Here is an 18,418-nt window from a genome sequence, read left to right as displayed (position 1 = left end):
TGGTGGAATCATATAACTTTAATTAAGATTAATGTCTTGGAAAACGGGCAGACATAGCCATAGCCCTAACTATCTCAGAGATTGTATTGAGGTCAAACCGTTTATTAGGTGAACTTCGAACTTTAACCAAGTCCTGTACAACACCTTTTGTTTCCGGAGAAAAAGTTACTTTTCCTGATCTAACATTTTCCACCAGTATATTTAGTTCTCTCTCAAAATCAATCCGAGAATCTCTATTTCCTTTTCTGCTTTCAAACATAATTAACTATTTTATATAACTCTTCTATATTATCTGCACTAACTCTTTTACACAGAGCTTTGTTTAATGAATGCCTCACGATTTCATTATAAGTACCTTCTATCATAGTTTGCTCAGGAAAGCTTCTTCGTAGGTATCTATCCGACCTTTTAACATTCTCTTTTTGCTCCGGTCGACAGAATTCATTAATAAATTGATCGAGATCATTAGAAAACTGAGAATTAAGGAGCATTTGAGAATTCAAATCATCAATGATATCATGAATATATGCCAGATGGGAGTCATCCTCAAAAGTAACCTTACCAGTTAGAATTATGGTATTAGGTAAAATACTTTTAATTGCTAGATACAAATCTGCAAAACCCACTCGGTTAAGTTCGATTGAAATATCCAGCAAATTTTTCTTGATGGTTAGATGTTGTACAGCTGCGAGATCAGGAATCAATCGAATATTTTGATTTAAAAATTCTTTTATAGTATTTGGTGAATTAATAGCAATATTTTTTATAATATAACTGCACAACTCAGTTGATGGTTTAGGAATGTCCGATATACAGGTTTCAAACAAAATTTTTAATATATTATGTGTAGAGATTGGCAACCGTTCCAGAACATTCATAGTTTTATTTCTAATAACTTGAACGGGATGATTTAAATGCCAAATTATAAATTCGACTACCAAATGATCGTTATTTTTTGTTGTTGTTTCTTTTTCAATCCACTTGTACTTCTCTTTAATCGCCGAAGTTGGTCTAATTATATACTTAAAATGATTTCCAACAATTTCATGAATTTCAACAACTTGCTGATGATCTAGTTTACCTTGTAAAAACGCCATCATCTCTTGACAAATATACCAGTACTCATTATCAAAATTTAATATATTAGATCCAAGAAGATGGACCACTGACTCCTGATCTTCAAATAATTTTTTAATATTTGCTTTAGCCGCATCAGTACTGGTTGACCAATTGTTCATCCATATACTTCTTTGGTCATTTTCGAAGACCTGAAGCCCCTCTTTAATTTTATCCAATTTATTATGAGGCCTCACATCGTTTAAAGAATCATTAAAAATATCATAACTGTCCTTCTCTTTTTCGTGCGAAATAGTTTTATGCTCTTCAGGATCATAATCAGCTGCCCAGTTAATATGATGAACTTTTAAACATTCTCTAAGCTTGATGATATTTGCAGAAGATAATGTTGAGCCTAATTCACGGAGCAATTGTCTACGAGAATCGATATCAATTTCTTCATCAGCGATAAGGATTGCTACGGAGGCAAAAGCTTTATCAAAATTTCCATCTTGTACATTATCTATTTCATTGAGCACATTTCCGATTTGTTTTCCAAAATCGTAACTATACCTTGAGATATCATCATTAATTGTAAAAATTTCGCAAAGTGCAAGCTTCAAATATGGGTTACAATCGATAGTATTAAGAATAACCAAGATACTGTTGGTATCGCTAATATTTTTTGCACCTAAAGTATAACCATCCCCCAGCCTTGGTGCATCAAAATCTGATAATTCGGCGTTCTGATTTAAAATATTTGGAGGAGGAAGTAATTCAAATTTGTAATAATCCAGAGCTTTTTGAACATGTTGATTCTCTATTAATGAACCAATAAACTCTTCCTTACTATTTCTAACATATCTTTGAAATGTCATTTCACCAGAAGCTTGATCTAAGATTGAAGCGTAATCAGCTAAGGTACTGTCAGGTGCCTCTTTAAAATTTTCTAATGCAACATTAATGAGCATTAACTGCGACTCTTTATACCAAGTAGGTCCCATTGAAGTATTAAGCATTTCTTGAAAGATTTCTTTAGACTGATCTTGCAAATTAAGTAATGCATAAACTTCTGTTATTTTAAGTAAATCTGCAGTTCTTTCCCATCTGTTTTGCACACCATCCAAAACATGTTTTTTCCAAATTTCCAATAATGGAATCACAATAGCTTCCTCACATCTTAGACGTAGTAAAACATGAATAATTTCACACAATGACTTTCTGTATCCTTCCGAAAACAACCCAAGCTGGTTAACAGTATGTCCTTCTATAGTATCTAAAAAAGTCGTTAGGTTCTCAAAATCAAATTCATGAAAAAGATGAACGAGTTTTTTAAAAAGCTCAGGCATCAATTTTTCCGGAAACTGATACCCTCTATCCCAGTAACTTCTAAAATCAAAATTGAAATTGATGGTTTCTACTATTTTTTCTAGCGTATTACAAATAAAATCTTTCTTTTTATCAAGCTGATTCGAAGCTTTAAGAAAAGAAACCAGTCCCTCGAAATAATAAATTTCTGTTATTAAATCAAAAAGATCCTGTTCCCAGGTTTTAGCATGCCATTTTTTGTCTTTTACTGTGAATTCTTCAGTATCATCTTTGAAACCTAAACAATTATTTTTTAAACATAAATTAGTGAAGCTTTCCAGATCCACATCTACGCCATTATCGGCTCTCAAAATAGTTTTTCTTTCATCCTGAAGATATTCATCAACTATATTCCTTAAAAGGTCTGGTTTAGTCGTTGATTTAAGTAAAGAGAGAATAATAATTCTTCTTGCTTGGGATGTTGAAACATAGCCGAATTTTTCCAATAAATTTTCAGTTGTATCGGATAATTTAGTCTCAATCTCTCGAGTATTAAAATCTGGCAGATTATAACCGTTTAATTCTTCACGGTATATCAGTAATGAAGTTGCATAGATAACTGACCAGGTATTATCAATAGTTATTTCACCATCTCTTATTATTTCATCAATATCAAGGACAAGATCAAAGTTTCTTGCTAAAAAGCTATTGTTCCAAGCTGTAGAATGATTGATTACGTATTTAAGCAGAGGAGCATTCTTCAAACCAATAGCAGTCATTCCTGTATCTGGATTAACTTCGAATAAGTTTAAAAACTCCCACGTTTCAGCCTGTGCGTTATCAAAATCAGCCCTAGTTTTTAAAATAATTGATCTCGCTTTTGAGATGAATAGTGATGGTGTTACTCCCTCTGAACTTTTCATACCTTCATACACAGATTTTCTGTACTCCCTCTCTATTGCATTATTTAAGATTTCTGCCTCATCAAATGCATCGTTCTCACAGAAATGTTGTAGAAATAATGTCGCATCGCTGATGCTAACCAACAAAACATTTCGTCTTACTAAATATTTAAGGGCATTAGAATATTCTTGTTGAGCGATTAGTGCAAAAGCCATTTCATAGGCATATTCGACCCATACGCTGTTATATCTGAAATCAATTCTTTGCAGTAGAAGCAGTAATCTTAGTAGATCTATTGTTTTTCTAAGTTGAATAGATATATCAATAGCCTTCTTTATATCATCAATAATAAAATCAGGTTCAACATGGCGAACCGCTAAATCATCTGCCCATTTTTGATTACAACTAATTATTGCTTTATGAGGGTTACTTGACATTGCATTATGATAAACCAGATTAATCACGGAATATAACCTATCAGGAAAATTTTCACAGAATCCTGCTATAATATCATTGCATTGTTTTTTATAAAGAGGTAGTTTTTTAAGTACGTAATCTTTAAATGAATTATGATAAATTTCTAATTTATCATTTTTTATCAGGTGAGAAATCTTAGGGATTGCAGCGTAGTAATGTCTCCTTATATCTTCGGGTAAGATCTCAAAAAAGTCCTCTTCAGTTACAGCCTGCCTTAGCTGTGATAATATTAAACAGATCCAAAGTTTATTATTATCTTCATAAATACTTTCCCAAATTACATTATAATAATTTTCAATGTCTCCACTGATTGACGGTATATTTTCGATCCAGGCTTTCAACTCATCTTCATCTTCTATAAGCTCAGAATTTAGTATAAAATTTATCAGATAATTTAAATACAGGGGATGTCCTTCTGATTTAATCGCAATTCTTTGAATATTTTCATAATCAACTTTTCCTTGAAATTTATTTTCACAATAATACTCACAAAGATCTATTTCCAAAGGCTTTAAAATGACAATTTGGCTTTCGTCTATTTTGTTCCTGATGTCAATAGGTAGAATGTTTTTAGTAGTACATGAAAGTATAATCCTCAAGTTTACAGATAATACCTCAGGAATAATTTCAAGAAAATCCTTAAGCTTCTCAACTTCATCTAAACCATCTATAAAAAACAAGCCAACCTTGTTTTTATCAACCAAATATTCATCCAGCGCTTCAAAACTATCTCGCAGATCAACTAATCTATTTTCAAAAGGTTCTGAGCTTTTAGGAGGGAGTTTTCCTGTTATTTCTATTGAAATGGATTCTTCAAGCCAATTAAGAAAATTTTCTACTGATATCCTCAAACTCTTTGGCCTTTCATCATTTGGTACCTTTGTAAAATATCTACCTAACAGTAAACTATTTTCTTCAGGGGTATAGGTAGCAATATTTGTCGTTTTACCGGTTCCAGGATTTCCTTCTAGTAAAATCCAATTATTTTCATTTTGAATAACGTTATTCAGCCTGTCAACAAAATCATAATTTGTTACAATTTGAGAAATCTCTTTAGCAAAATGAGACGGTAATTCATTTAGTTTTTGTTCTTTAAAGACAGATATGGAAAGCTCTGCGAGCAATTTTGAAATTTTATTAATTGATATTGCACCAATTTTGTCATCAAGCTGCTGCAAAGCTACACCGATTACTCTTCCAGATGATATAATGGGTGCACCAGATAAGCCACTATAATCAAAACCAGATTCTATATTTGAACAATTTACTATAAAGTCATACCTTTCATTCTTCAACTCCTGATTTACAGATCCGAATATTCTTACGCCTTCTTGATGACCTTGATAGGGAAAACCAAAGGAGTTCCAGGTATCATTTATTCTGATTGATATTTCAGTCAGTGGAAGAAAAACCAAATTTTTGTTACTTACTTTTAGAAGGCAAATGTCATTGACTTCGTCGAAATGGAAAATTGAAGCTTGCTGTGGCTCTTGATTACTGCTATAAACAATTATGGAATTTTCGTCAATTTTTGAATCTAGTAATATGTGATAAGCAGTTATAATAAGATTATCTGTGATAAAAAAGCCTGTTCCGCTTTCCTTATTTTTATAAACAATTTGTACTACAGAAGATTCGACTGTAGCAGAACTGATGATTCTATTCATAATTAAAGATCAAGTATAATAGGATTGTTAGTTTTATTTTGTAGTATTTTATAATTGTATTTTTTTTCCAAATCTTCATTTTCAAATTCTTTCAGCGAATCAAGATCATAATTGATATAAATATTTCGAGTAAATCTAGATTTTCGTTGTATAATTCGTGCGATTGTCTCTAAATCAGGATGATTATGTGTTACTCCGTTAGTACTGATTATATATTTTTCTGAATCTATTAATTCGAGCAATTCTAGACATGTATTATTCTTACTACCATGATGAGATATCTTGATTAAATCAAATTTAATAGGAAAAACTTCGTCTTTATAATGTTTCTGAATATTTTTGGCCACTAACGAAGGATGTGAATCGCCAAGAAATAATAACTTCAACTTATTATATTCAAGCACAAATGCTATTGAGCTACCATTCGTTGCAGTGTCATCTTCGGAAAAATCTTCCACTGCAAGAGCTTCGACATCAATAACTTCAGAAGCGCTAATATTTTTTTTCCGTAGTCTTTTTTTCTCTTTTTCCAGTGATAAAATATATTCAAAGGCATCTTCGTTAAAATCGCTTAGTTCTTGGTCAGCAGACAATCCTTTGATAAATAATTCTTTTTTCCAATATTTTTTCAATTCTAAAAGCTTTCCATCATCGGGTGATAGAATTCTGAAAATAATGTCATCACATTCTATTACTTTTGCTGTGTCAAAAGAAATATAATTGTTATTGAAAAAGTCATTTTTATTTTGAAAGTTATTCTTTTTCAACAATGAGGCTAATGTTGAGCCCTGAACGGCAGAAATATTTTTAGATGATAGATCCTCTTCATCCTTTAACTGATAGTTGATGCTCATTGTATCAATTGACTTTCCACTGAAATTAAGACCGTCATCAATCGATTTTAAGTGGGAATAGGAATTATGCCATACGTTCTCTACTTCAACAATTTTATTTCCAGTATTCTCTTCAAAAAATTTTATTATTCCGGATATATGATCATTGTCAATGTGTGTCACAATCAAATGGTTCAGAGGCCTGTTTTCTTTATTTAATTGCAATAATTTAGGCTTAATATACTTTTGATAGGTTGATACATATCCTCCATCTATAAGAATACTGTCAGAGGCTGTTTCCAAAAAAAAGCTGTCTCCGTTATTAGCAGGAAAAAATGTGATCCTCATCTATTAAATAATTAAAATATTAATACGATTAGTAGTTTTTTTATGAATTCAATGAACGTAAATTTAAGGAAAGTAACTACACAATTTGATGTAAAGAATCAAAATATAAAATATTATTTGTTTTACAATTAATTTAATTATAAAAAAATAAGTAGAATTTCTCGTAAAAATAAAATCAAATATATTGTCTCTTTATTTCTCAATATGATTAGTCGAATTAAAAAAATAATATAAAAAACCATTAATAAAAAAATCATTTTGTAAATTAACAATTTAAATTTTGTTCGAATAAATTGACTATTATAGGCAAAATAAAAAAATACAAAACTAATTTTTCAACCATTTTAACTAGAAAAACATGCACATTAAAAGGCTCAAAGCTTTTAATTTTAAAAAATTTAAAACCTTAGATATTTCATTCAAAGAAAATCTGAATCTGATTATTGGAGAAAATGAATCTGGGAAAAGCACAATACTTCAGGCTATTGATCTCCTGTTATCAGGTAGTCGTAACAAAATTGAGACAATCGGATTAGAGCATCTGATGAATGATGAAATAATTCGTCAATTTTTAATTGACAAAAAATTTGTAAACCTACCAGAACTTAGGATAGAAATCTATTTTGAAAATGTCAACGACCCTGAATATTATGGTATCAATAATTCCGAGAAGGCAAGAGATTGCGGCATAACTATGATATGTGAACCGCGTGAGGATTTATCAAAAGAAATAAGCGAAATTTTATCACAAGAAGGGAGTAATTTTCCCTTTGAGTTTTACAATATCAATTTTTATAAATTTGGAGGTAATCCTTATTTAGGTTTTACCAGAAAATTTAAGCACATCTTAATTGACCATTCAAGTATTAATAATGAATATGCCACAAATTCTTATATAAAAACATTGTACACTTCGAGTATAGAAGCTACCGAAAAACATATTCATTCTAATCATTATCGTACTGTAAAAACTGAGTTTAAAAACAAAGTATTAAAAAATATTAATGATAAAATCCCTGGAAAATCTTATGAATTTTCTTTAAAAAATAATTCAAAAAATGGATTGGAAAATGATCTCACAATTGTTGAAAATAATATTGACATACTTCACCGAGGTAAGGGAAGACAATGTTTTATCAAGACAGAGTTCGCTTTAGCTAAAAATGAGAATGAACTAAATTTTATTCTACTTGAAGAACCTGAAAATCATCTGAGCCACCTGAATATGCATAATCTAATTGAACGCATTAATTGCTCTAAAAACAAACAGATTTTCATAGCAACACACAGCAATATAATAAGTTCAAGATTAGATTTGAGGAATGCAATATTTGTAAATGCTGAAAATAATATTAATGCAAAGCTTAGTGGTTTAGATAAGAAAACAGCAGAATTCTTTATTAAAGCTCCAAATAGAAATTTGCTTGAGTTTATTTTATCCAAAAAAGTTATTTTGGTAGAGGGAGATGCAGAACATATTTTAATGGAACATTTTTTCGAGAGTCATTATAAGATGAAACCATCTCAAAAAGGCATTCATATAATAGCTATTGGAGGTTTGAGCTTCAAAAGATATATGGAGATAGCAAATCTTTTAGAAATTAAAACTGCAGTCATTAGAGATAACGATAAAAATTATGATTCTATAATCACTAAAAATTATGAAGAACACGTTGGTGAATTTTGTAAAGCTTTTGCGTCAACAGATGATACTATGTACACATTTGAAGTATGCCTTCAAGCAATTAACAATGCTTTGTGTAATAAACTTTTTCTTCCCAAACTAAAGACTCGCTCCGTTTTAGAATATATGCTTGCTGAAAAAACTGAATCAGCGTACAAATTGCTTACTTCTAATGAAAAGATTAATATTCCAGACTATATCATAGAAGCATTCCAATGGATAGAAAAAAATTAATCCTAGCTGTAGCAGGTTCAGGTAAAACCAAACTTGTAATTGAGACTTTAAATCTTGAGCAAAGATTCCTAATTATAACTTATACTAATAACAATTACAAAACAATCAAAAGAAGGATTGCGACAAGGTTTGGTTACATACCTAATAATATCACAATTTTGAAATTCTTCGATTTTATTTACAGTTTTTGTGCAAAACCATTTTTATTTTTCGAACATAAACTAAAAGGTATTTATTGGGATGAAGCTCCTACATTTACAAGAACTCTGAAAAGCGAAGATTACAAAAGATATATTACAAAATCAAATCTTTTATATTACAATCGAATAAGTAAATTTATAGAAATTACAGGAACGATTCCTCTAATTATTGAAAAATTGGAGAAGTTTTATGACTATTTCATAATAGATGAATTTCAAGATCTCGGAGGGCATGATTTTAATCTGATAATGGCATTATCGCAAGCTAAATTAGATTTTCTATATGTTGGAGACTTCTTCCAACATACTTTTACAACAAGCTTAGATGGCGCGACTAATATCAATCTATATAATGATTATAGCAAATACATCAAGCGTTTACAAAATCAAAATATTCACGTTGATACGAAAACACTATTAAAAAGCCACCGTTGTCCTCCTGCTATATGCCAATTTATTAGCGACAATTTGGGAATTGAGATGGAATCCAATCGAACAGATGAAACAGTTATAAAAATCGTAAATTTAGATGAGATTCAAGAAGTATTATCAAATAATAATATTGTAAAGTTAGTTTATAACAACTCTAATAAATTGTCATATTATTCTAAAAACTGGGGAGATTGCAAAGGAGAAGATGACTATCAAGACACCTGTGTTATTATGACAAAAAGTGGTACAATAAGCCTTGATAAGGGAGACCTAAAAAACATTGTGTCATCCACTAAAAACAAATTGTATGTTGCACTTTCGAGAACCAAAGGTGATTGCTATATTGTAAGACAAAAATAATAACATATACCTATTTCGTTTAGTATTTTATTAAACCCTCAGCAATATGCTAATTTTCAGCAAATTTCAAATGATATTTTCTAATGGAAAAACGACACTTTTCCATTTTTTGCAACTTTGGTTATTATAACAATTAGAACTATTTTTAGTTTTTTAATAAAAATTTGGACAATTATGTACTGGAAATTTTAAATCTTTACTTTTTATTAATTATTTAAACTGAGATATTAATACAAAAACACTAACCATTTCGAGAATTTTAAAATTAAAGTGCAAAAAATTTATTAGCCCCCAAATTATATTAGACTAATAAAATTATACCCATAGAAAACTTTATGACCAAGGAAATATTTGAAAAGCTCATTAAGGAAAGTGAATCATCTACATTAGATTTTAAAAGGTCAGAATATGATTTCTCCAGTAATGCACCGGAGAACAAAAAAGCTGAGCTCATTAAGGATATTATTTCTTTTTCAAATACAATAAGAAAAGAAACAGCGTACATAATTCTTGGCATTGAGGAGGGAGATAGCAAACAGGTATTGATTGGCCTCCCGCAAATAACAGACGATAGTATTCTTCAGCAAAAAATTAAAGGATCAGTTTTTCCTGTTCCTACTTTTAGATACTACCCTTTTCTTTACGAAAATATGATCTTTGGTATTATTGAGTTTCCTGTAAAAAAGTATGTCAAGCCCATATCTCCAACTGTAAAGCTAAAAGGATTACAACCCGGAACAGTTTATTTTAGAAGAAATTCCAGCAATGATGAGGCAAATGCTACAGAAGTTATAGAAATCAATGAATGGTTAAACTCTTTATCTGAAAGTCATCAATCCTTCGAGGAGCTCATCCACAAATATTTGTTGGAAGTTTTAGATGACAGCAAAAGTTTGTCTACAATTATTGTCAATTTATTAGCGTTAAGCAAGAAATATGACATTATAACACTTAAGGAATTTTGCGAAAGAGAAATCAAGGGATTAGCTAAGGATGTAAATTACTCTGAGAATGACATGTTTCCTAACCTTTCTTACAGGTCTAAGACTGTAACTATTTCACCCTATGAAATTAATTTAAGCGCATTTGGTGGATACAAACCGAGAGAAGTTTTGCAGATGTTGAGAAATCAATATGGCGCTTGGGAGCAACAGCTTTTGTTAGAGTACTCCACACTAAAAATTGAAAATCATATAAAAGAATTTCCAAAATACGACAACGCCTTAATGCAGATAAAAGATAAAATGAACGGGGAAGACATCTATATTTACTTTGATCATCAAGTTTTCGTATCATACTACCATTCAATTCGGGAGGAGCTTAAAAATTTATTGATTAGCTTACTTTAAAACTATTTTAAAACGAAATAAATTTGGTACACTTTAATTTTTTATCAGATCTTGGAAAAATTGATCTTTTATCCAAAAATGAGCTGGAGATGCATTTCCACAAAACTGGACAATGGCATCTTCTTGTACTTGACACTTCTGTATGCCTTGATATTGTAAGTTTGGTAAAACACGGAAAAAATTCTAAAGCTGAGAAGACCAAAATTTTTAATCTGATCGAATATTCCCAAAAAAATGATATTGAACATTTCGATTTTTTTGCATTATTAGAATCTTCTTACAATCGAAATACCCTAGAAATCCAATATGATAAATTTGAGGACTTCCAAAGTATGTTATATTTTGCTTTTAACATACCTATAAAAAAATTTCGGAGGTTAGATTTTGATTTCTACAGAGATTTTCATATCAAAGTCGAAGAGAAACTTGATGAGAATTTTATGAGGTCTTTAGTTGAGAGTCGACTTAATCCTTATTATGCAGGATTATTAAAGATCTGCGAAATTGCACAAAGTGGTTTGAGCCATAGTAAAGCTGAGAAAAACATATTGACATTTTTAGACTGGATGGAAAACGACTTCGGTTTTATAATTGGGCCTCAATATCGTCTAGCTCTACAAGTTTTCGGTGGAGATTCAAAATATAGAAGTATGTTAAAGTTAGGATCCAAGAAAGAAATAATCATAAAGGAAACATTAAAAACAGCTTGGGACATTCTCCATGCCCAAATCAGCTGTAATAATGAGCTTATATCAGAATTGGTGGATAGAAATGTGCGGCCAATTTTTGTTACGAAAGATAATAAATTATTCGACTTAATGGCTCCCAGAGTGGGTTCATATATGAGTAATTCATTTTCAAAAGTCGCACTTGTAGATTTGACGGAATCTCCATTAATTTATTCTAAGGATTTTATAACTAAGCTCAACTCAAGAATTTCAAAACGTGTCAATGAACGCTTTTTTAGAGAAGATGATATAGATAATGATAATGTCAAGAAGATCATTAAAGAACTTGAAGATAAAATCTTGTAGTACATTTGAATAATGTTCAAATAACTTTCTTTAGTTCGTATGGTTGAATCGTATATATACAGTTTATCCAAAACGTGATACAGTAGGGAATTTTGCAATTATATGATTATCAAATATTCCAGGATGATTAATGCGTGCAATAATAACAGATGCTCCATCAAATAGACCTAAACTCTCATAATCCCTATTAAATAGATTGACTTGCCGACGTAATCCGAAAATGTAAAATCCATTTTTTGATAATTCGTTTATTTTTTCATCGAAATGTAAAACTACTTTTGCACGCTCTGTAAAGCTTAAATCAAATATTATATCACCATAGTCCTGTAACTCTTCTAGAAAATCGCCTACTAGATCGGCTTCACATTCAGAGTTTAAATCATCATGATTAAAATCAAACACATCAGCATGATTGATAATTTCTAATAAGTTTTTTCCTGAGATTATTCTAGATAAACTCTTTATGTTCAATTTGTCATTTGAAAATGAATCCGGTTTCTTTTGCAACGTGATCTTAACCCAAGTTTCATGACTTAATTTTATTTCCCTTAATCTATCAGCTGTATAATACTCTGTCAAAGAATCAACTTCTATATGATGATTTGCGCATAATAACAATATGTTTTCGTGACCATCATAATTACCTTGAAAATTAGGGTTTGCCCTAGGCCCTTTACTTTTTTCCGACACAATATGACATTCCTGTCCGACAACAATGTTATCGGATGATTTTTCAGTTTCTCGTATAAGTTCAGTTTGACAAATAGCGCATGTATTACCTGATTTTGCCCAAAGTATTTTTCTGGTTCTTTCAGAAATTGACATATATAAATTTTATGGAATTTAAGATTTTTTTTTCATAGATGAATCTTATGTTCATTATTATTTAATCGATATCAAGGGTTAGCAACAAGAATCTAAAAGATGATTAATCCTAAAACATGTGAAATTGATAAAACCGTAAAAATACCTATAGTGTGGCATTTTTATTTTCATAGTTTTGAAACATATCAATTTTAAATAAAACTAATTGTTTATGAGATACAATATAGATACGAAATTTGATGACAAGAGTCTAATTTCGAGAACACATTTTTCCATAATTGTTAATGTTGTAGATGAAGAAGAAGCGGAAGTATTTCATTCAGAAATACTAGCTGCTCTGCAGCGAGTAAATGCTATTATTAAATATTCAACACTTCACCCTATCGATAATGATCTGGAAACAGGAATTAATATTTTGGAGCAACATAAAATATATTTAAAAAATGCTACTCACTTCGTTGAGATTAAACCATACTACTTAGAAAACCCTGATCAAGACAAATCTATGTCAGAAAATCTGGCTGAAAGACATTCAGAAAGAAAAGGTAGTTTAGTTAGTGAAGGATATGCCTATAGTTATCCTGTAAGAGTTGTTTATAAAGATACACAAGAACCTTTTGATGATCAATATTTCTTATCTCTAGAACATCTAATTCCAATAAATAAAGAATAATGACAATACATATCTGGATAAAATCGGTAAACAAATAGATCCTATTACCAAAATTATTGTGCTTACAAATTACAGGATGCCCCTTCAAAAGAGGCATTCTGTAATAATATCTTAAAACGTTAGATGCGGCGTTAGCCGATTTTTTAGGAACTATTTCATGAGCATCACAATTAAATATTTCTCCCATGATTAGAGACAGTAATGAAATTCAAAAATTTAGTTTTATCAGTAAAAAGAAGAATGTTAGCCATGAATTTATTGCCAAATATGTATGTGAATTTAATGACACTTACGATGGATATACGTATAGTTTTGATGTATATGAAAAATCAAAAGAGAATGATTCTACTTTCAGTCTCATATTATTAATAATGAAGAATGGCATTGATTTAAAAGTGGTTGACCTATATCCTGATCAACATGAATACTATTTGGGAAAAGGCATTTCTATAAGCCTGATATTAAAATGTAGGGAAATTTTCGGAAAGCGGATAATTTCCAGTAATAATCTACGAAAATCTGAATATTGTGAATGGAATAGCCCAAAAGCAATAGAGAAAGTGTGGAGACCTTTGGTAAATTTAGGAGTTGCTGTGTATGTAAAAGAGGAAGATCAGTATATAGTATTTTAAAGCAAATGATATGAAAGAAATGAATAGTCTTGATTGGAAGATCTATGAATCTCTAACAAAATATATTTACGAGACTCTAAGAAAAGAGTACAATATAAACATTGAAGGCCACGGACAGAACTGTAAGATTAGAGGTTACTCGGGTGTTATTCATCAAATTGATGTACTAACATCAGAGTTTGACGAAAGCCAGAAGTACAAGACTGCAATTGAATGTAAATATTGGAAAAAGAAAGTAAACAAGGATACAGTAATGAAACTGCTTTCTATTATCAATGATACTGATATACAGCGAGGAATCATTGTATCGAAAAACGGATTTACTTCTGATGCTCAAAAATTTGCTGAACATCATAATATAAAAATCGTACAATTAAGAGAATTGACTAAGCATGATAATGTTCAAGCGGAGGTTGAGTGCGGAATTATTGATTTCTTTTTTAAAATAAATATAAGAAGACCTGAAATCACAAAGATATTGGCAAAAACAGTTAATGACATTGAAATTTCAATACCTGAACATATGCAATATCAAGTTCTTATTGAGAATAGAGATGGATTAAAAATTAAGCTATTTGATTCAATAATGGTTTTTAAAGAATTACTTCATACTCAGAAAGAATTTAAAACAATTTCAAAATCTTACAGTTTTCCAGGACATATATTATATTTATCAAACCACAAACATTATATTAATAGCATTACTTATGAAGGTTTGCTGACTATAATAAATGACGATCACAAAAAAACTTTTTCTCTGGTCGACAAAGTTTGGATAATTATAAACCAAATTTTTGAACAACAGACATTTCTAATTACCGAGAATGGCATTATAGTGAACAAAAATGAAAATCTATCCAATCAAATTTAAGTATTCTAAACATTTATGGTTTCCCGTAATTCTTATTAGATTTTCAACTCTATATTTGAATAAATTATAAAATGAAAGCATCATATTATTTACTTTTTTTATTATTGATTTTATCCTGTTCCGGTTCTTCTCAACGAAATACATTAAAAATCACCAAGTTTGAATACGGTGAAAAATGGCCATTTTCAGTGGATGAAGTTGAAGTTTATTGCTCAGGTTATAAAGAAATTTATTGTAAAGCTAGCAATGGTAGAACGTATGCTTTAAACGGATCTGCTAAAGGCGCTTCCAATAATGATCCTAATATAAGCAAGGTTGAGGAGATATGGTTGGATGATCCAAATTGGGATGGGTTAAAGATTTCATATGGGGAATTCATCACTAAAGGTTTAGAGCTTTGTGAAAATCGCTAAACACAAATACTAAACATAAATTTCATCAGATTAAAAAAAGAAACAATTTAAAAACTAAAGAATGGCTAACTACAGAGATCCCAAAACAATTTATAGTCCTCGGGACATGATTACAGATGTTGATGTAATTTTCGAAGACCACGACACCGTTTCCATTGCAAAAATCAAATGGAACGATAGTAATGTAATTGGAATACGTTGGAATATTGCACTACGCGAATGGGATGACACGGATAAAATGAATGGAACAAAAGAATGCTTAGGCTTGCCTATTTCAAGAGGATATCCGACTTGGTTTATTCTTCCTGATCAAATTTTGGATAAGAATTCCGATATACGCAAAGCTATCGACAGTATTAAACTATAAGATTAAAGTATGTAAAATCCTGGCACTAGTCAGGATTTTGACTTATCCTAAATGTTATGCTGGTAGCACAAATCGAAACGTGAGATTGATTCTTTCTTTCATAGAAAGTTTTGATTTAGCAATCCTATGTTCCCAATTTTCCTGGAGATCACCTTTCATAATAAGTAAAGATCCATTAGGAAGAGGTAGGCTGTATTTGCTTTGATGATGATCTTTTTTTCTAAAATCAAAATTTCTTGTTTGTCCTAAGCTAATGGAAGCAATTACCGGATATTTTCCATATCTGCTTTCCTTATCTCTGTGCCAGGCAACTGAATCATTGTTATCGCGATAAAGATTTAATAGAACACCATTAAATTGATAACCAAACTGATTCTGAATTTTTTCTTTTAATGATAATAATTCAGGAGTCCAAGGATTGGTACCAGATACATTTCCGTCTAAATCATACGACTTTGAATCTCCATACCACGCAGTAAGACGTGGAGTCAAAACTGTTTTGTCGTACATTTTCTGTGTGCGCTGCTCCCAAGGAGTATTTTGGAGCAATTTATCTTTTAAAAGATCAGCTTCTACCTTACTCAGAAAATTTTCTTTGTATTCCAAAAGGTCTTTTGGAAATTCATAAAACTCTTCTGCATCAAATAAACTCAGCTGGCTCATTGTAATTTTTATTTAAAATATTTATATTTGGTTTATCCCATTTATTTGGGATTTTTTTCATCATTTGTGTTTTTACTTCCCTTCGGGGGAGTTTTTTATTGATTCATTTTTAGAATACTGCTTTCTAGATTACTGATACTTTTCTTCGCTTCCGCTACTAAATTTTTCAAATTGGCTTCATGAGGAAAAGAATATGGTTTGTAATCTTGAGGTAAAATTCCTCTTACATACCGCCATATTTCAGCAATATCTTCCAATGGAATATTATATGGCTCATAAAATGAATTATCAGCTGATACCGTGATAAATTTTTTATTCTTTTTCAAAAAAGTCTTGTAAGTAATTCCTTCATTAGTAACAAAAATATATTCTTTATTCGATTTCAGATCTTCAAGTTTTTCAACATACTCTCCTATAATGATGGATTGGTCTGCAAAAGGTGGCATTGAATCACCATCGGCCATAAATGCTCTGTATTTTCCATTTTTTAAAAAAGGTAATTGCATTTTTTGAAGACTCTCAATAAACTCAGGATCACTAAATCCTTTCAAATAGCCCATAGAAGCTTTTTGTGGCACAATTTCAATAAAATTATTACCTTCCGCATCAACTATCACCGGAAGTAATATCTTATTCCCAGGTAAATTCACCAGCTTGTCCAATGGATATTTCCTTATATCAACCGTAACTAATAGATCAATGCTGATATTGTAGTATTTAGATATTCTAATTAATGCCTCAATAGGAGGCTCTGCATTCCCATATTCATAGGAAGCATATCTTGATCTTGTAAGGATAAGCTCATCGGCCAACTTATGCTGGGTTAAATTTTTTTGACCTCTCAAAAACACGATGTTATCTGCAAAAATTGATTTTGTCATAATTTATGACAACAAAAATACAAAAATTGTTTAAAAACGTGACTAATTTTGTCAAATGAATCGAGCAATTGCACATATGGATTTGGATACATTCTTTGTTTCCTGTGAGCGGCTGAGAGACTCCGTATTGGAGAAACAGCCTATCATCATAGGAGGTGGAGATCGTGGTGTGGTAGCCTCTTGCTCATACGAAGCTAGAAAATTCGGAGTACGTTCTGCTATGCCCATACGAATGGCTTTACGCTTATGTCCCGAAGCTCAGGTAATAAAAGGCGATATGGAATATTATTCCAATATGTCACATTTAGTAACAGAAATCATTCAGGAAAAAGTACCTGTAATGGAAAAAGCCAGCATAGATGAATTTTATCTCGACCTATCCGGAATGGATAAATTTTTTGGATGCTATCAGTGGACGACGGAGATTGCTGATGCTGTAATGAAAAATACTGGACTTCCAATCAGTTTCGCACTTTCAACTAATAAGACAGTTTCAAAAATTGGAACAGGAGAGGCAAAACCTACCGGAAAATTAGAATTAAAAGCACAGAATATTCAGCCTTTTTTGAATCCTCTTTCGGTCAAAAAAATTCCAATGGTTGGTAATGTCACTTTCGAATTGCTTTCAAGGCTAGGTATAAGAAAAATAGAAACACTTTCTAAAATGCCTGTTGATGTTTTACAGCAATTGATTGGTAAAAATGGTTCAGAGCTTTGGAAAAAGGCTAATGGTATTGACAATAATCCTGTTATAGAATATTCTGAAAGAAAATCTATTTCTACCGAAACAACCTTCGCAGAAGACACTATTGATTTTCAAAATATCAGAAGTATTCTTTCTGGAATAGTTGAACAGCTCTGTTATCAATTGAGAAACGAAAAATGGCTGACTTCAACGGTCTCTGTAAGAATCCGATATTCCAATTTTGATACGGAGACTAAACAATGCAAAGTTCCATATACCTCAGCGGATCATACCCTACTGAAATATGTATTGGAACTGTTTAAAAAAGTATATACTAGAAGGATGAGAATTCGTCTTGTGGGAGTCAAGTTTACAGATCTTGTTCACGGAAACCATCAGATGAATCTTTTTGAAGATACAGAAGAGCTGATATCATTATATCAAACTATGGACAAAATCAAAGATCGTTTTGGAATTAAAAGCGTAGGAAGAGCATCAGGTCTTATAAATTAATAAACTGCTT

General features: G+C 30.9%; 16 protein-coding genes. 10 read left to right on the top strand and 6 right to left on the bottom strand.

The window, feature by feature from the left end; all coding sequences use genetic code 11:
* Positions 1-28: 28 nt before the first annotated feature.
* From H9Q20_RS11120 to H9Q20_RS11110, 3 genes are read right to left on the bottom strand one after another with little or no spacing between them, the layout of a single operon-like run.
* Complete coding sequence (locus tag H9Q20_RS11120; RefSeq protein WP_076552672.1) at positions 29-259, bottom strand: hypothetical protein; 231 nt, start codon at positions 257-259, stop codon at positions 29-31.
* A complete protein-coding gene (locus H9Q20_RS11115) occupies positions 252-5,411 on the bottom strand; it encodes a serine protease (RefSeq protein ID WP_076552671.1) in 5,160 nt (1,719 codons plus the stop codon). The genes H9Q20_RS11120 and H9Q20_RS11115 overlap by 8 nt, the downstream gene beginning before the upstream one ends.
* Positions 5,412-5,413: 2 nt before the next feature.
* Positions 5,414-6,592 (bottom strand): MBL fold metallo-hydrolase, encoded by a 1,179-nt coding sequence (locus tag H9Q20_RS11110; protein WP_076552670.1) that lies wholly within the window; start codon positions 6,590-6,592, stop codon positions 5,414-5,416.
* A gap of 358 nt (positions 6,593-6,950) precedes the next feature.
* On the opposite strand from H9Q20_RS11110, the gene H9Q20_RS11105 reads away from it, so the two are divergent.
* From H9Q20_RS11105 to H9Q20_RS11090, 4 genes are all read left to right on the top strand, one after another.
* Positions 6,951-8,510 carry an ATP-dependent nuclease gene (locus H9Q20_RS11105; RefSeq protein ID WP_076552669.1) on the top strand — a complete coding sequence of 520 codons (1,560 nt, stop codon included), beginning with the start codon at positions 6,951-6,953 and terminating at the stop codon, positions 8,508-8,510.
* On the top strand, positions 8,492-9,502 hold the full coding sequence (locus H9Q20_RS11100; protein ID WP_076552668.1) for a UvrD-helicase domain-containing protein: 1,011 nt from the start codon (positions 8,492-8,494) through the stop codon (positions 9,500-9,502). Before H9Q20_RS11105 ends, H9Q20_RS11100 begins: the two co-directional genes overlap by 19 nt.
* Before the next feature lie 335 nt (positions 9,503-9,837).
* On the top strand, positions 9,838-10,851 hold the full coding sequence (locus H9Q20_RS11095) for a helix-turn-helix domain-containing protein (RefSeq protein WP_187477734.1): 1,014 nt from the start codon (positions 9,838-9,840) through the stop codon (positions 10,849-10,851).
* A gap of 89 nt (positions 10,852-10,940) precedes the next feature.
* Complete coding sequence (locus tag H9Q20_RS11090; RefSeq protein WP_222933875.1) at positions 10,941-11,885, top strand: hypothetical protein; 945 nt, start codon at positions 10,941-10,943, stop codon at positions 11,883-11,885.
* A gap of 63 nt (positions 11,886-11,948) precedes the next feature.
* Here H9Q20_RS11090 and H9Q20_RS11085 read toward each other — a convergent pair whose 3' ends face one another.
* Positions 11,949-12,710 (bottom strand): hypothetical protein, encoded by a 762-nt coding sequence (locus tag H9Q20_RS11085; protein WP_187477732.1) that lies wholly within the window; start codon positions 12,708-12,710, stop codon positions 11,949-11,951.
* A gap of 211 nt (positions 12,711-12,921) precedes the next feature.
* Between H9Q20_RS11085 and H9Q20_RS11080 the strand changes: the two genes are divergently transcribed.
* The 5 genes from H9Q20_RS11080 to H9Q20_RS11060 all read left to right on the top strand — a co-directional run bounded on the left by H9Q20_RS11080 (position 12,922) and on the right by H9Q20_RS11060 (position 15,666).
* Positions 12,922-13,383: a hypothetical protein gene (locus tag H9Q20_RS11080; protein ID WP_187477731.1), complete on the top strand. Its 462-nt coding sequence runs from the start codon at positions 12,922-12,924 to the stop codon at positions 13,381-13,383.
* Between the two features lie 185 nt (positions 13,384-13,568).
* The gene (locus H9Q20_RS11075; protein ID WP_169321931.1) at positions 13,569-14,015 is read left to right on the top strand and encodes a hypothetical protein; all 447 of its coding nucleotides are present in this window, start codon (positions 13,569-13,571) and stop codon (positions 14,013-14,015) included.
* Positions 14,016-14,025: 10 nt separating this feature from the next.
* Positions 14,026-14,886, top strand: a complete 861-nt coding sequence (locus tag H9Q20_RS11070) for a restriction endonuclease (protein ID WP_187477730.1) — start codon at positions 14,026-14,028, stop codon at positions 14,884-14,886.
* 71 nt (positions 14,887-14,957) lie between these two features.
* Positions 14,958-15,299, top strand: a complete 342-nt coding sequence (locus tag H9Q20_RS11065) for a DUF2511 domain-containing protein (RefSeq protein WP_187477729.1) — start codon at positions 14,958-14,960, stop codon at positions 15,297-15,299.
* Between the two features lie 61 nt (positions 15,300-15,360).
* Positions 15,361-15,666 (top strand): hypothetical protein, encoded by a 306-nt coding sequence (locus H9Q20_RS11060; protein ID WP_187477728.1) that lies wholly within the window; start codon positions 15,361-15,363, stop codon positions 15,664-15,666.
* 54 nt (positions 15,667-15,720) lie between these two features.
* Here the strand turns inward: H9Q20_RS11060 and H9Q20_RS11055 are convergent, their stop codons facing one another.
* Both H9Q20_RS11055 and H9Q20_RS11050 read right to left on the bottom strand, forming a co-directional pair.
* Positions 15,721-16,329 carry an alpha-ketoglutarate-dependent dioxygenase AlkB family protein gene (locus H9Q20_RS11055; RefSeq protein WP_187477727.1) on the bottom strand — a complete coding sequence of 203 codons (609 nt, stop codon included), beginning with the start codon at positions 16,327-16,329 and terminating at the stop codon, positions 15,721-15,723.
* Positions 16,330-16,424: 95 nt separating this feature from the next.
* Positions 16,425-17,210 carry an XRE family transcriptional regulator gene (locus H9Q20_RS11050; protein ID WP_187477726.1) on the bottom strand — a complete coding sequence of 262 codons (786 nt, stop codon included), beginning with the start codon at positions 17,208-17,210 and terminating at the stop codon, positions 16,425-16,427.
* A 55-nt stretch (positions 17,211-17,265) separates the two neighbouring features.
* Between H9Q20_RS11050 and dinB the strand changes: the two genes are divergently transcribed.
* The gene (gene dinB, locus H9Q20_RS11045; protein WP_187477725.1) at positions 17,266-18,408 is read left to right on the top strand and encodes a DNA polymerase IV; all 1,143 of its coding nucleotides are present in this window, start codon (positions 17,266-17,268) and stop codon (positions 18,406-18,408) included.
* Positions 18,409-18,418 lie beyond the last annotated feature (10 nt).

Origin of the sequence: Amniculibacterium sp. G2-70, assembly GCF_014353055.1 — a bacterium.
Taxonomy (GTDB): domain Bacteria; phylum Bacteroidota; class Bacteroidia; order Flavobacteriales; family Weeksellaceae; genus Amniculibacterium; species Amniculibacterium aquaticum.
The sequence above is the reverse complement of the archived record's forward strand: the minus strand, read 5'-3'. Positions and strand labels throughout refer to the sequence as shown.

What these genes read in the sequence shown, in the direction of transcription:
- H9Q20_RS11100 (WP_076552668.1), top strand. Translation starts at nt 8,492, where the DNA reads ATGGATAGAAAAAAATTAATCCTAGCTGTAGCAGGTTCAGGTAAAACC.
- H9Q20_RS11120 (WP_076552672.1), bottom strand. Translation starts at nt 259, where the DNA reads ATGTTTGAAAGCAGAAAAGGAAATAGAGATTCTCGGATTGATTTTGAG.
- H9Q20_RS11050 (WP_187477726.1), bottom strand. Translation starts at nt 17,210, where the DNA reads ATGACAAAATCAATTTTTGCAGATAACATCGTGTTTTTGAGAGGTCAA.
- H9Q20_RS11060 (WP_187477728.1), top strand. Translation starts at nt 15,361, where the DNA reads ATGGCTAACTACAGAGATCCCAAAACAATTTATAGTCCTCGGGACATG.
- H9Q20_RS11055 (WP_187477727.1), bottom strand. Translation starts at nt 16,329, where the DNA reads ATGAGCCAGCTGAGTTTATTTGATGCAGAAGAGTTTTATGAATTTCCA.
- H9Q20_RS11080 (WP_187477731.1), top strand. Translation starts at nt 12,922, where the DNA reads ATGAGATACAATATAGATACGAAATTTGATGACAAGAGTCTAATTTCG.
- H9Q20_RS11095 (WP_187477734.1), top strand. Translation starts at nt 9,838, where the DNA reads ATGACCAAGGAAATATTTGAAAAGCTCATTAAGGAAAGTGAATCATCT.
- H9Q20_RS11105 (WP_076552669.1), top strand. Translation starts at nt 6,951, where the DNA reads ATGCACATTAAAAGGCTCAAAGCTTTTAATTTTAAAAAATTTAAAACC.
- H9Q20_RS11110 (WP_076552670.1), bottom strand. Translation starts at nt 6,592, where the DNA reads ATGAGGATCACATTTTTTCCTGCTAATAACGGAGACAGCTTTTTTTTG.
- H9Q20_RS11115 (WP_076552671.1), bottom strand. Translation starts at nt 5,411, where the DNA reads ATGAATAGAATCATCAGTTCTGCTACAGTCGAATCTTCTGTAGTACAA.
- H9Q20_RS11070 (WP_187477730.1), top strand. Translation starts at nt 14,026, where the DNA reads ATGAAAGAAATGAATAGTCTTGATTGGAAGATCTATGAATCTCTAACA.
- H9Q20_RS11085 (WP_187477732.1), bottom strand. Translation starts at nt 12,710, where the DNA reads ATGTCAATTTCTGAAAGAACCAGAAAAATACTTTGGGCAAAATCAGGT.
- H9Q20_RS11065 (WP_187477729.1), top strand. Translation starts at nt 14,958, where the DNA reads ATGAAAGCATCATATTATTTACTTTTTTTATTATTGATTTTATCCTGT.
- H9Q20_RS11075 (WP_169321931.1), top strand. Translation starts at nt 13,569, where the DNA reads ATGATTAGAGACAGTAATGAAATTCAAAAATTTAGTTTTATCAGTAAA.
- H9Q20_RS11090 (WP_222933875.1), top strand. Translation starts at nt 10,941, where the DNA reads ATGCATTTCCACAAAACTGGACAATGGCATCTTCTTGTACTTGACACT.
- dinB (WP_187477725.1), top strand. Translation starts at nt 17,266, where the DNA reads ATGAATCGAGCAATTGCACATATGGATTTGGATACATTCTTTGTTTCC.